Source organism: Armatimonadia bacterium, from assembly GCA_039679385.1.
Classification (GTDB): Bacteria; Armatimonadota; Zipacnadia; order Zipacnadales; family JABUFB01; genus JAJFTQ01.
This window is the reverse complement of sequence record JBDKVB010000146.1, coordinates 19,230-31,743: the sequence shown is the minus strand read 5'-3', so window position 1 is coordinate 31,743 and position 12,514 is coordinate 19,230. Positions and strand designations below refer to the sequence as shown.

9 protein-coding genes and 1 tRNA gene are annotated in these 12,514 nt (G+C 64.0%); 8 read left to right on the top strand and 2 right to left on the bottom strand.

The features are described from left to right. Positions 1 to 6 precede the first annotated feature (6 nt). The 3 genes from ABFE16_16810 to ABFE16_16800 are packed head-to-tail and all read left to right on the top strand — an operon-like array spanning position 7 to position 3,576. Positions 7 to 1,284, top strand: coding sequence for a hemolysin family protein (locus ABFE16_16810; GenBank protein ID MEN6346966.1), 1,278 nt, complete (start codon positions 7 to 9; stop codon positions 1,282 to 1,284). A 55-nt stretch (positions 1,285 to 1,339) separates the two neighbouring features. Further along, positions 1,340 to 2,620, top strand: coding sequence for a hemolysin family protein (locus ABFE16_16805; GenBank protein MEN6346965.1), 1,281 nt, complete (start codon positions 1,340 to 1,342; stop codon positions 2,618 to 2,620). Continuing rightward, positions 2,620 to 3,576, top strand: a complete 957-nt coding sequence (locus tag ABFE16_16800) for a hypothetical protein (protein MEN6346964.1) — start codon at positions 2,620 to 2,622, stop codon at positions 3,574 to 3,576. Before ABFE16_16805 ends, ABFE16_16800 begins: the two co-directional genes overlap by 1 nt. A 15-nt stretch (positions 3,577 to 3,591) precedes the next feature. Here ABFE16_16800 and pheA read toward each other — a convergent pair whose 3' ends face one another. Beyond that, entirely contained in the window at positions 3,592 to 4,650 is a 1,059-nt protein-coding gene (gene pheA / locus ABFE16_16795) for a prephenate dehydratase (GenBank protein ID MEN6346963.1), read from the bottom strand. 266 nt (positions 4,651 to 4,916) lie between these two features. Here pheA and ABFE16_16790 point away from each other — a divergent pair, with 266 nt between their 5' ends. The 4 genes from ABFE16_16790 to ABFE16_16775 all read left to right on the top strand — a co-directional run bounded on the left by ABFE16_16790 (position 4,917) and on the right by ABFE16_16775 (position 10,887). Continuing rightward, the gene (locus tag ABFE16_16790; protein ID MEN6346962.1) at positions 4,917 to 6,629 is read left to right on the top strand and encodes an acetyl-CoA carboxylase carboxyltransferase subunit alpha; all 1,713 of its coding nucleotides are present in this window, start codon (positions 4,917 to 4,919) and stop codon (positions 6,627 to 6,629) included. Positions 6,630 to 6,985: 356 nt separating this feature from the next. Continuing rightward, positions 6,986 to 8,200, top strand: coding sequence for an iron-containing alcohol dehydrogenase (locus ABFE16_16785; GenBank protein ID MEN6346961.1), 1,215 nt, complete (start codon positions 6,986 to 6,988; stop codon positions 8,198 to 8,200). Positions 8,201 to 8,416: 216 nt separating this feature from the next. Continuing rightward, positions 8,417 to 9,688, top strand: a complete 1,272-nt coding sequence (locus ABFE16_16780; protein ID MEN6346960.1) for a hypothetical protein — start codon at positions 8,417 to 8,419, stop codon at positions 9,686 to 9,688. 188 nt (positions 9,689 to 9,876) lie between these two features. Further along, positions 9,877 to 10,887 (top strand): toll/interleukin-1 receptor domain-containing protein, encoded by a 1,011-nt coding sequence (locus tag ABFE16_16775; protein ID MEN6346959.1) that lies wholly within the window; start codon positions 9,877 to 9,879, stop codon positions 10,885 to 10,887. A gap of 182 nt (positions 10,888 to 11,069) precedes the next feature. Here the strand turns inward: ABFE16_16775 and ABFE16_16770 are convergent. Continuing rightward, positions 11,070 to 11,159 (bottom strand) — tRNA-Leu (locus tag ABFE16_16770). A gap of 328 nt (positions 11,160 to 11,487) precedes the next feature. On the opposite strand from ABFE16_16770, the gene sppA reads away from it, so the two are divergent. Continuing rightward, positions 11,488 to 12,444 carry a signal peptide peptidase SppA gene (sppA, locus tag ABFE16_16765; protein ID MEN6346958.1) on the top strand — a complete coding sequence of 319 codons (957 nt, stop codon included), beginning with the start codon at positions 11,488 to 11,490 and terminating at the stop codon, positions 12,442 to 12,444. Positions 12,445 to 12,514 lie beyond the last annotated feature (70 nt).

Genomic DNA, 12,514 nt, shown 5'->3' with positions numbered 1-12,514 from the left:
GACAGGGTGGCAGTCTTGTCGCCTGATGGCGAGTTACCTCTTCTATTAGTATTGCTGATCGTGTCCGCCTTCTTCTCCGGAAGCGAGGTGGGCTTCCTCGCAGTCGGACCTACGCGCGTGCGTCAGTTACGTGACTCAGGCGTGCGGTCTGCTGCCTGGCTCTCGGTCTTGCTGGCCCATCGCGGGATCGTGCTGTCGACCATCCTGATCGGCATCACGGCGTCGAACTACACCGCGGAAAGCCTGGCCGTCGCCTACGCCAGCGAACTCCACCCCACCTTCGGCCCAGTCATCGCGGCAATCACCATGACTCTGATCGTGATGGTGTTCTGCGAGGTTACCCCGATTCAGTATGCCGCGCGCAACACCGAGCGGACGGCCCTTCGCAGCGCCCTTCCCATCGCCCTCTTCTCCCTGGTGCTGTTGCCCGTTGTGATAGTCCTCGCCTCAATCTCACGCCTGATCCTGCGGATCTTTGGGCTCCGCGCTCGCACGGTGCTCCCCAGCGTTACCGAGGAGCATCTGAAGGCGATGATTGAGCAAAGCGAGGAGCAGGGAGCCATCGCAGCCACAGAGCGCCGGATGCTGCGGGGTGTCCTTGAGTTCGGTGACCACACCGTTGCGCAGATCATGACCCCGCGACCCGACATGGTGTGCGTGGAGGAGAACGACACGCTGCGGGAAGCCCTCGATCTGGGGCTCGGTCACCGAAACTCACGCCTGCCCGTCTACCGGGGCACCACGGACGACATCGTGGGTGTCCTCTACATGAAGGACCTGCTTCCCTACGCCCTGGGGAACGATCTGGAGCGGCCCGCCAGCTCTGTCGCCCGGCCGGCCTACCATGTCCCCGAAAGCCTGCTCGCCGATGACCTGTTGGAGCAGTTGCGCCGGGAGCACCAGATGATGGCCATCGTGAAAGACGAGTATGGCGGCACCGCCGGCCTAGTGACCATTGAGGACCTGCTCGAAGAGATCGTCGGCGACATCCAGGACGAGTATGACAATGAGGAGCCGGAGGTCGTGGAGGTCGGCGAGCGCGAACTGATGTGCCACGCGACGGTCAGCCTCCATGAACTGGTCGACCACCTGGCATGGGCGCAGCTCCCGACCGATGACTACGAGAGTCTTGGCGGACTGGTGCTGGATCAGCTAGGTCACATCCCCGTCGTCGGCGAGAGCGTCGAGTACGGCACCCTGAGCTTCACCGTAGAGAGCATGACCGGGCCTCGGCTCGAGAAGATCAGAGTCCTTGAGCACGGGCAGCCGGCAGAGCCGGAGTAATCACGGTTGAGACAGCGGCAACGAGCCCACGGGCTCGCGGAGGTCGGTATCCAAGTTGGATGACCCACTCATAGTTGTCGGGGCTGTCGTGATCGTCCTGGGCATGGGAGCAGTCTTTCTGCTGTCACTGGCGGAGGCTTCCCTGCTGGCGATCAACGACATCACCTTGCGGCGCCTCGTGGAACAGGGCAATCGGCGTGCCCGGATCGTGCAGCAGCTTCGTGCCGGGCAGGAGTACCTGAGCGCTGTCATCGTGGGCGTCAACACCTCGGTCATCGTGGTCGCAACCATGGCCACGGTTCTCCTCCGGCACACCCTCGGCAACACTGAGTCGTTGCCGGCTGAGCTATGGCACGTCGGTCTGATCGCGTCGATCCTGGTCTTTGCCGAGCTCACCCCGAAAACCTGGGGATCGCTGGCACCGGTGAAGACGGCGCTGTGGGTCGGCCCGACGGTCGCCAGGCTTACCGTAGTGACCAGGCCCTTCGTGCGGCTCATCACCGGTGTCAGCCACCTCTTTGTGAGGCCGGGAGATGCGACGACCGCCCGCCGAACGCACTTCGTGACCGCGGCAGAGATTCAGGCAGCGGCGGACATTGGCGAGGAAGAAGGGGTTGTGGAGCGCGAAGAGGGGGAGATGCTCGACAGTGTCATCGAGCTTCAGGACACCGTCGCCCGGGCCATCATGGTGCCTCGCGTAGACATCGTAGCCGTACCCAGGGACGCGACCATCCAGGAAGTCGTCGGGGTTGCCGTGGAGAGTGGACACTCGCGGATCCCTGTCTACGAGGATTCCATTGATCGGATCACGGGCATCCTCTACGTGGCGGACCTCTTGCACGAGTTGCGGGATGGTCATCACGAGGGCGACGTGGCCTGCCTCGCCCGTCAGCCGGTCTACGTACCAGAAACCAAGAAAGTCGATGAGCTGTTCAGAGAACTGAGGGACCGACAGGTACACATCGCGATCGTGCTGGATGAGTTCGGCGGCACCGAGGGCCTGGTGACGATCGAGGACATCCTCGAGGAACTCGTAGGCGACATTGAGGACGAGCACGATGCAACGGAGGACGACATCTTCGCGGTCTCGGAAACCGAGGCCCTGGTGGACGGGAACACACGCATCGCCGAGGCCAATGAGCGGCTCGGTCTGGAGTTGCCTGAGGACGAGTATGAGACGGTCGGCGGCCTTGTAGCCGGGCGAATGGGACGAATTCCGCAAGTGGGTGAGAGTGTGAGGGAAGGGCCAGTGGAGCTCATTGTCGAACAGGGGACGGAACAGCACGTGGAACGTCTGCGAATCGTGAAGACCGGACAAGAAAGTGGTGAAGTCTAGTGGCCCGCAAGTCGAAGGCCACCTCGCGCCGAACCAAGGTCGAGATCACGCCGGCAGACTACCGCTTCCCTGGCGAGACAGGCGTCTACTGGACCGCCGTGGCGAGCATCTTCATTCTGTTTGTCTGGGTCGTGGCGATGTTCCTGATCTTCAAGCGCCAGGCGTCGGGACTGCCCGACCCGCGGTTCGCGTACCTGTTCCTTTGGCCCCTTGCCGCCGTCTTCCTGGCGAACTACTTCTCCGCCAAGCCCAGACAGGAACAGCTCAAGAAGGCCGGTCGGCAGGCTCGCGTAATGCCCGGCACCCACGGTGAGCTGTACACCCTTGTCACCCAGTGCTCCCAGTTCCTCGGGCTACGCAAGCCGCCCGATCTGTACATCGTCCATGACGATGCGGCCTACATCTTCAGCATCCCCGGCAGGCAGGGATCGATCATCGCCAGTCGCCCGCTGCAGGATGCCCTGACGCAGGAGCAGTTCCTCGGGCTGGTGGCTCGCGAGATCGGCCTCCTATCGGCCCACGACGTGCGGGTATGGATCGCCATCACCTGGATCCAGAACACCAGCCTCGGGGTGAGGATCGGCCTCTTGCCGCTGTGGCTGATGTCCATGTTCATGCGTGGCTGGACCGACCTCGTGGACTACACCGGGGATCGTGCGGCTGTGCTGGTCGTGGGTGAGGTGACGCTCAACCTGGCGCTGCTCAAGCAGGCCATCGCCCGCGATCCGCAGGCTGACATCAGTCAGGAAGACCTGGAGACGTATCTGCAGGGGGCCACTGACCTGTCAGCGGACGGCCCGCAGCTCGAGCGGCACTACCGCATCGGCTCCTTCATCGGCACCCGGCCGGACTTGCGAGAGCGCATCGAGCAGATTCGCGACTTCCGTGGCACCGACCAGGGGAGGGCCGCCTTCGAGAAGGCGGCGCAACTCCGCAACGGTCTGTCGCATGCCTGAGGTTCGGAGGAGCTGCTACTCCGCGGCCGGGTAGCTGCCCAGCACCTTGAGGTTGAGGCAGCTCTGGCGCAGGTCGTCCAGGGCCTGAGTGATCTCGGGATCCGACACGTGGCCCAGGAAGTCGACGAAGAAGACGTACTCCCACAGTTGTGCATGCGCGGGTCGTGACTGGATCAGGGTCATGTTGATGCCATGCCGGTCCAGAGGACTGAGAGCGTCGTGCAGTGAGCCCGGCCGGTGCGAGGCAGCGAAGACGATGGAGGTCTTGTCACGACCCGAGGGCGACGAATCCGACTGGCCGACCACGAAGAAGCGTGTGCGGTTGTCCGGGCGGTCCTCGATGTTCTCGGCCAGGATGTTGAGCGCGTAGGGCTCGGCGGAAATGGAAGGGGCAATCGCTGCAGCGTACTCCTCGCGTGAAGCCTGCCGGGCCGCTGCTGCGGTGCTTGAGCTGGCGACTTGCTCGACGTTTGGCAGGTTGTCGCGCAGCCATTCCCTGGACTGCGCGAAGACCTGCGGATGCGAGAAGACGATCTTGACGTCCTCGAGACGGCACTTGGACAGCAGCGCATGGTGGATGGGAACGTAGGTCTCCAGGCAGACACGCAGGGGCGTTTCCACCAGGCAATCGCAGGTCTCGGCGACGATGCCATTGACCGAGTTCTCGATGGGAACGATGCCTACATGCGCCTCGCCACGTTCCGTCACGTCAAAAATGTCCTCGACAGTCCGGCATGGTACGAGGTACGCTGAGGTGCCGAACTGCTTCAGGGCAGCAAGGTAGCTGTTGGTCAGAGGGGGCCCCAGGTAGGCGACCTTGAGCGCCTGGAAGGCTCGGCTGGCCGACAGGATTTCCTGGTAGATCGCGCGCAGGGCCGGTATCGGCAAGGGGTCGGCGCGCATCTCGCAGATGCGACGGAGCAACATGGCCTCCCGGGCAGGATCGTAGATCGGGGCGTCGGACTGGGCCTTTTCCTCGCGAACCTGCGCAACAACACGGAAACGTTCGCCCAGGAGCCGTACTATCTCGCTGTCGATATCGTCAATCTGTTTGCGCAGGTCGTTGAGTGCCATGCCTGGGCCTCCGGGCGTGCGGCGTAGACAGGGTTGTGCGATGAGCAGTATCTTAGCATAATAGTGGGCAACACGAAACGGGTGGGGGAGGAAGCTTCGCTCCTCCCGACTTCTGCAGCAGAGAGATCCGCACCAGCCCTTGGACGTGTTCGGAGGTAGGATGGCCGAATACGGGCGAGCGCTTAGTGATTCGTACGGTCTCTATCCACAGCACAGGGCCGATCCCCGACCGACGGCCGCCCGTCCTTGCCCGCATGGAGCGAACAATGTCTGCAGACCCGGCCCGCCATGATGATCAGCCCGTGCAGGTAGCCGACCTGTGGGAGGAATGCCCCGGCTGTCATCAGCTCCTCTACACCAAGGAGCTGGAGAAAAACGCCTGGGTGTGCGGCCGCTGCGACTACCATTTCGGTCTGAGCGTGTGGCAGAGGCTGGAGTTGACGGCCGACGAGGGAAGTTTCCGTGAGTGGGACGTCGACCTGCCCATCCACGACCCCTTGCACTTCCCCGAGTATGCAGCAAAGCTGGAAGCCGCCCGCAAGAAGACGGGTATGTCTGAGGCGATCATCACCGGGCGTGCGGAGATCAAGGGCATCCCCGTCGGCCTGGGCATCATGGACCTGAAGTTCATCGGCGGAAGTATGGGCTGGGGAGTGGGAGAGAAGGTCGCCCGCCTCATGGAGCGTGCGGTCGACGAGCGGCTTCCGGTCATCATCTTCAGCGCCTCGGGTGGCGCGAGGATGCAGGAGAGCCTCGTCTCCCTGATGCAGATGGCCAAGACGGCAGGCGCCTGCGGCAAGCTCGCCGAGGCAGGTCTGCCGTATATCAGTGTGCTGACGCACCCGACCTACGGTGGCGTCACTGCCAGCTATGCCTTCCTGGGCGATATTGTCCTGGCCGAGCCCCAGGCGGCTATGGGCTTCGGCGGCCCGCGCGTGATTGAGGTCACCAACATCAAGATGGCGCCGGGTGTCCAGACCGCCGAGTTCCAGTATGAGCACGGAATGCTGGATCTTCTAGTCCCGCGGCCGCAGTTCAAGGACACGCTGGCGCGGATTCTGCAGTGGGCTGTGGGTGCAGACAAGAGTCAGGAAGGCTACGTCGAGACCGGTCCGGCGCAGTTGCGCCTCGCCGAGGATGTGGAGCCGGGCATAGCGGCCAAGGCGGGGCTTCCCCAGCACGAGCTGTCGCCCTGGGAGCGCGTTGAGTTGGCACGAAACCCGGCGCGCCCGCTGGCGCTGGACTACATCGAAGCCTTCATCGACGGCTTCGTCGAGCTTCACGGCGACCGACGCTACGGGGATGACGGAGCTATCGTGGCGGGTCTGGGCCACTTCCAGGGCCAGCCGATTGCCGTCATTGCCCAGCAGAAGGGGCGGACCTCCGCCGAGAGGCTTCAGCGCAACTTCGGGAGCGCTCGGCCCGAGGGCTACCGCAAGGCAATGCGGATCATGCAACTGGCGGCCAAACTCGGGCACCCGATCCTCACCCTCATCGACACCAAGGGTGCCGACTGCCTGGAAGAGTCCGAGGCACGCGGAATCAGCGAGGCCATCGCCTCCAACCAGCGCGACATGTTCGGACTTCCGGTTCCCATCGTCAGCGTTGTGATTGGCGAGGGAGGAAGCGGCGGCGCCATCGGCATCGGCGTCGGCGACGTTGTGCTGATGCAGGAGAACGCGTGGTACTCGGTTATCGCGCCGGAGTCCTGCGCGGCGATCCTGTGGCGGAGTCCGGAGCGCAAGGTGGAGGCTGCTGAGGCTCTGCGACTGACGGCCAAGGATGCCCTGGAGTTGGGGATCGTCGACGCGGTCGTTCCCGAGCCGCCCGGCGGCGCCCACATGAATGAGGCTGCGGCGGCATCCCTGTTGCGGGCTTCGCTGAGCGCCGCCTTCGATAGTGTGAAAGAACTCACCCCGGAGCAGTTGATGGAGCGCCGCTACCAGCGCTTCCGCCACATGGGGGACCCGCGCCTCTAGTTCCGTGCCAGACCCAACCAACCACTTCGACGCGCCCGGCGACCTTGCCGGGCGCGTTTCGTCTGTGCATCCCCTCACGGTCCGTCTCCCAGTGTCACAGCTCCCCCGATCACGCTGGCACCTCCCACGGGTGGTCCTCTCCAGGAGTCTGCGTCGTGACACCGAATCTTGGCCTGGTGATAGCCGGCGCATGCAGCCGCGGGGTGATTCGAGAGAAAAGCCGCGATTTGTGTTTGACATAGTCAGTATACTGAGTATAATAGAGAAGGAAAGAGCGATTGAGACTGCCGAGAAACTCGAAGCAGTCTGAGATATAGGACGCGAGGCTGTATTGGGCGTCCAAGGAGGCCCTCAAGATGTGGGAGACCAAGATTCCGATCAACGAAGTGCGTGAGATCCGGGCGCGGACGCTCGCCTACCTCGGTGTGGGCGCGATCGACAAGATCAAGGACATCGCCCAGGAGCTGAAGGGCAAGGGCGTCAACAAGGTGCTCGTCGTGACCGGGCGCGGGTCGTACAAGCGGACCGGCGTATGGGACCACGTGGAGCCGGCCCTCAAGGCAGCGGGTCTGGAATACGCGCTCTATGACCAGGTCACGCCCAATCCGACCGTTCACGAGGTAGATGCAGCGACGGAGATTGGCAAGAAGTTCGGTGCCCAGGCTGTGGTCGCCATTGGTGGCGGAAGCCCCATCGACGCCGGCAAGAGCGTAGCGGCGCTGCTCAAGTACCCGGACCGCAACGCCGGCGAGCTGTACGAGCTGCAGTTCGCGCCGGAGGAAGCGGTCCCGATCGTGGCCATAAACCTCACCCACGGCACCGGCACCGAGGTGGACCGGTTCGCAGTAGTCACCATTCCGGAGAAGGACTACAAGCCGGCGATCGCCTACGATTGCCTGTATCCGCTCTATGCGATCGATGACCCGCAGTTCACCGTCGGCCTCTCACCGCGGCAGACGCGGTTTGTGTCCATCGACGCGGTCAACCACGTGATCGAGGCGAGCACGACCAAGGTGGCGAGCCCCTATACGGCTCTCCTGGCGATGGAGACGGTCCGACTGGTGGCCCGGTACCTGCCGGAGGCACTCAACCATCCAGACAACCTGACGGCCCGGTATTACCTGATGTACGCCTCACTGATCGCCGGGATCTCCTTCGACAATGGCCTGCTGCACTTCACCCACGCCCTGGAGCACCCGCTGAGCGCTGTGAAGCCTGACCTGTCTCACGGCCTGGGCCTGGCCATGTTGCTGCCGTCGGTCGTGAAAGCGATCTACCCGGCGGTGCCGGAGGTCCTGGCCTACGTGCTGTCGCCGATCGTACCGGACCTCAAGGCGCTTCCTGCGGAGGCTGAGCGTGTGGCGAAGGGAGTGGAGCACTGGCTGTTCACGCTGGGAGTGACAAGCAAACTGTCCGACGAGGGTTACGCGGAGGATGACCTGGAGCGGTTGACGGAGCTGGCGATGAAGACTCCGTCTCTGGACGGGCTGCTGGCGATGGCCCCGATCCCTGCGGACCGCAAGACGGTTGCGCGGATCTACAAGGAGTCGCTGTACCCGTACAACGCCTAGCCCCACAAGCAGTGCCCCGAGAATCAGAGACGGACCCTACACCAGCACGGCCTCCCACGGCCGTGCTGGTGTGGTTCTGGCGAGGGGGACGCCCCCAGTCAGCATATAGAGGTTACCGCCGGCGACACAGGGAAGAGGGTCTCGGACCGCACCCGTACCTGGAACCGATAGAGTGCGCTTCGCCCTGTCGGCAGGTACCCTGGGAGGCGATGTGAGATGGTCTCTGGATCTGCGCCCGAGAGTGGCGTCAGGCCCTCGGCACGACCTGAAGAATCCCCCGTTGAGCAGGCTGTGGAGCATGCCCACGCCGAACTGTGGCGGCGGTTCATCGACCGCGACCAGTTCATCCTGGATGGCGCGGGCCTCAGTGGCGAGGTCTCGCTGCCCACTGCCGAGGAGTGCCTGGCGAGTAACCCCAACGGTCTGTCCTGGGGCTGCCCGAACGAGGATGGCGCGATGTTCGGCGGCCTGTACCTGACCGGGGCGGTACAGCGAGCGGCACGAACCCGCAGGGAGAAGGACAGCCAGAAGGCCCGCAAGATCGCGGGCGGGTTGACGAAGCTGGCCTCGGTGGGAGAGCGGCCGGGGTTCATCGCCCGTGGCCTATCAGACGACGGCAGCACCCACTACGCCCTTGGCTCGAACGACCAGACCTCACCGTGGATCTGCGGGCTCTGGAGCTACCTGCACAGCGACCTCCCGACCAGCTCCGAGCGTGATGAGATCAGAGCGAAGGTCACCGAGGTGCTGCAGGTCCTGGCCGACAGCGGCTGGCGTGTTCCCTGTGACCGGCCCCCCTTCGACTATCGGGGCGACTTCGGCCGGACGCACTTCGAGGGTGCCCCGCGTCTGCTGCTTTTCCTGAAGATGCTGGGCCTGCTCACCGGCGAGGGTCCCTGGGAGGAGCGCTATCGGCAGGCAGCGCAGCAGCAGAGCCTCAACAGCGGGAAGACGCGGCTGGAGCTCTGTGCGGAGGGAATGGTCTTCGAGCAGCCGACGCCGCAGTCGTGGACGGGGTCCTGCTCAGTGCTGGCCCTGCGGCAGCTCTGGGAGATCGAGACGGAGCCGGCTCTCCGCGATCGGTATCTGGACGGCCTGCGACGCAGTGCCGACCTGGCGTCGAAGAGTCTGGCGACGGCCCTGAAGTATGACAACAAGGCCGAGATGGGCCCCTGCGAGGACTGGCGAGTGATGAGCCGTCTGTGGCGGCCGCAGAACAGTGTGGCGGAGGCGGTCGCGCTGGCGGAAGACCAGCTGCGGTTGTTCGCGCAGGCGTCCCCGCGGCGTCCCTACGAGTCCTCCCTGGTTCGCGAGCCGCTCTTCGCCGCCTGGGTGGTCTCGCTGTGCCCGGACCGGGGTGTTGTCGAGCCCTTGGTCCCGGCGATCCTCCGCGCCCTGCGGCACTACGACTACCGCACGCTACACACCTCGCAGTTCTTCGCGGGAGAGCTGGCCTACTACCAACTCCGCACGGATGGGCTGGTGTAGCGAGAAGCCGGGCTGCTGGGTGCGGTGTTGAGGCATCACCACGTCAGTTGCTGGTATGGTTGCAGGGTTACAGTTGGCCAATGGGTGGCGAAGGTTGCACAGCGGCGGAAAGCGAAGGGTGCACTCCCGCAGAAGCGATGCGCTTCTGACCGTGAGGAACAGCCGTGGGGGTGACACCACCTTTGGAGATGTCAGAGCACAGAGTCCCTGGGCAGCTGAGGTACCTGATACCAAGGCTAGCTGACGGGTGCGCGAGCAACGGCAAGGTACTTGAGGGCCTTGTTCTCAAGCATGGCAGACCAGGTATCGAGGCGTTTGAGGAGTCGGACGAACTGGCGGGGGACAGCACAGAGTACACGATCACGTTCTCTGTGCCCCAGAACGTATACGATCACATAGACCTAGATAACCTGGAGGCCCTTGAGCACAGCCTTCGTGATGAGCTGGACCGTGTGGTTCGCGTTCCCGGCGAGTACGTGAGGCATGTCCTCGTTGCTGTCGACAGCGAACGTGGATCGGATGGCCCAGTGCCCACTCCCGTCCGAGAGCAGAACGCTGACCTCTGGGGGGGCACTGACTACCTGCGGCTATTCATAAGCCACAGGGCCGAGGACAAAGCGCTTGCATCGAGGATGAAGGAGAACTGCCTGGACTACGGAATCTCGTGCTTCGTTGCTCACGAGGATATCGAGCCGACTGCCGAGTGGCAGTCCGAGATCACACGCGCACTACTCAGCATGGACGCCCTCGTGGCCCTTCTCACCGCCGACTTCCATAGCAGCAGTTGGACCGACCAGGAGATTGGGGCGGCCGTTGGACGCGCTGTGCCGGTGATCCCGGTTAGCATAGGCTGCGACCCCTATGGCTTCATCGGCTACATTCAGGCCATACGAGGATCTGGGCGCAGCCCCGCTGATCTCAGCCAGAACCTACTGAACGCTCTGCTCTACAGGGTCGAGGGCACAAGGGGCCGGATGCGAGAGGCACTGGTGGCCCGCTTCGAGCAGGCCGCGAGCTTCGCACACGCCAAGGAGCTGATGAGACTGCTGACCAAGCTGGACGCGCTGCCTCCTGATCTGGTCGGCAGGCTGGCGGAGGCCCCCGCCAAGAACTCCCAGGTCCGGGAGGCGCACTATGTGCCTGAACAGCTTGCCGAACTCGTGAGAAGGCTGCGCGGGCAAAAGCCGCCGACGAGGTAGCCTTGCTCCGCAGCCTGTAGCCCCTGCTGAGACTCCTCCCGCCGCTCCGCAGGCACGATACTGCGAGGGATTGTGGCGCGGTATAGCTTGCCGGACTGGATTCTGGTAGAATGATGGCCTACACAAGAGGGGATGCTGTGGTTCCAAGCTTCACCGGGAACCATAGCTGCGGAAAAGGGGTTTGGTGCCGAGGGCGGGAGTCGAACCCGCACGAGGGGTTGAGCCTCGCCGGATTTTGAGTCCGGTGCGTCTGCCAGTTCCGCCACCTCGGCAAGTGTTCGGAGTATACGGTTGGCGCCAGCTCCTGTCAAGGCTGGTTGCCCCATTCCAGGGCCGGTGATAAGCATGGCCTCAGACGGTTTTGAGAACGCTCCACAGCAGCCACAAGAGGGTCCTTCCGCCGAACAAGCAACACCGCAGGCAGCCCCACCGACACCACCGGCGGAGACGCCGGCACCTGCTCCTGCGCCGCCGGTTCCGCCGGTGTCCGCGACCACACCGCCGGCGCCTCCACCACCCAGATATGTGCCGCCGGTTGGCCAGGCGCCGTATCAGCCACCACCTGCTGCCCAGCCTCCCCGGCGAGGGATGCACGGCTGCGTGATCGCTCTGATCGTCTGCCTGGGGCTGGTGGTAGTGATCGGTCTGGTCGGCGCCGTCGTCATGGTGATGGTGGGGCCCAGCAGCTCGGACCTTGCGACTTCCATGGCCGCTGGTGACCGCATCGCGGTGATCGCCATCACCGGCATGATTCAGGAGGGCGAAGACGGCGGCAGCCTCTTCGGTGCAGCACCCTTCTCGGCCCGGCAGGTCAATGCGCAGATTCGGCAGGCCGGCAAGGACCGCTCGGTGAAAGCCGTGCTGCTGCGGATCAACAGCCCCGGCGGGAGTGCAGCGGCTTCGCAGAGCATCCATGAAGAGGTCATGAAGCTCAGAGCGAAGAAGAAGCCAGTCATCGTGTCGATGGGTGACGTCGCGGCCTCAGGAGGCTACTACATCGCCTCCGCGGCCAACACGATCATGGCGAGCCCGGCCACAATGACCGGGAGCATCGGCGTCATCATGCAGTCGGTGAACTGGTCCGGCCTGGCCGCCAAGTATGGCGTCAAGGACGAGACCGTGACCTCCGGTCCGTACAAAGACACTATGAGCCCCTTCCGGTCCATGCGCGACGACGAGCGCGAGATGGTCAAGGCGATGATCACCGAGGTCTACGACCAGTTCGTCAACGACGTCGCCAAGGGTCGGAACATGAAGGTAGACCAGGTCAAGAAGCTCGCCGACGGCCGTGTCTACACCGGCAGTCAGGCACTACGTGTGGGCCTGGTGGACAAGCTGGGCAACTTCCAGGATGCTGTCGAGGAGGCGGCCCGGCAGGGGAAGATCAAGGGCGAGCCGGTCCTGAAGGAAATGGGGCGGACCAAGGGTCTGTATGGCTGGCTAAGCGAGTTGTCGTCCCTGCGACCGGCGCGAGTGCTGCCCGGGATGCCTGACCCGACAATCGGCACCGGTCTGTGGCTCCTGGCGCAGGAGAACCAGGCGGTCGTGGCGAAGTAGCGAGTTGAGTTGCCCTGTCCCGTGCAGCGACGAGACCGCGGGGCAGGGCAAAAGGACGTTATGTCTTGGG

Coding starts and splice junctions, on each gene's coding strand:
- ABFE16_16785 (MEN6346961.1), top strand. CDS start 6,986: ATGTGGGAGACCAAGATTCCGATCAACGAAGTGCGTGAGATCCGGGCG.
- ABFE16_16775 (MEN6346959.1), top strand. CDS start 9,877: ATGTCAGAGCACAGAGTCCCTGGGCAGCTGAGGTACCTGATACCAAGG.
- ABFE16_16790 (MEN6346962.1), top strand. CDS start 4,917: ATGTCTGCAGACCCGGCCCGCCATGATGATCAGCCCGTGCAGGTAGCC.
- pheA (MEN6346963.1), bottom strand. CDS start 4,650: ATGGCACTCAACGACCTGCGCAAACAGATTGACGATATCGACAGCGAG.
- ABFE16_16780 (MEN6346960.1), top strand. CDS start 8,417: ATGGTCTCTGGATCTGCGCCCGAGAGTGGCGTCAGGCCCTCGGCACGA.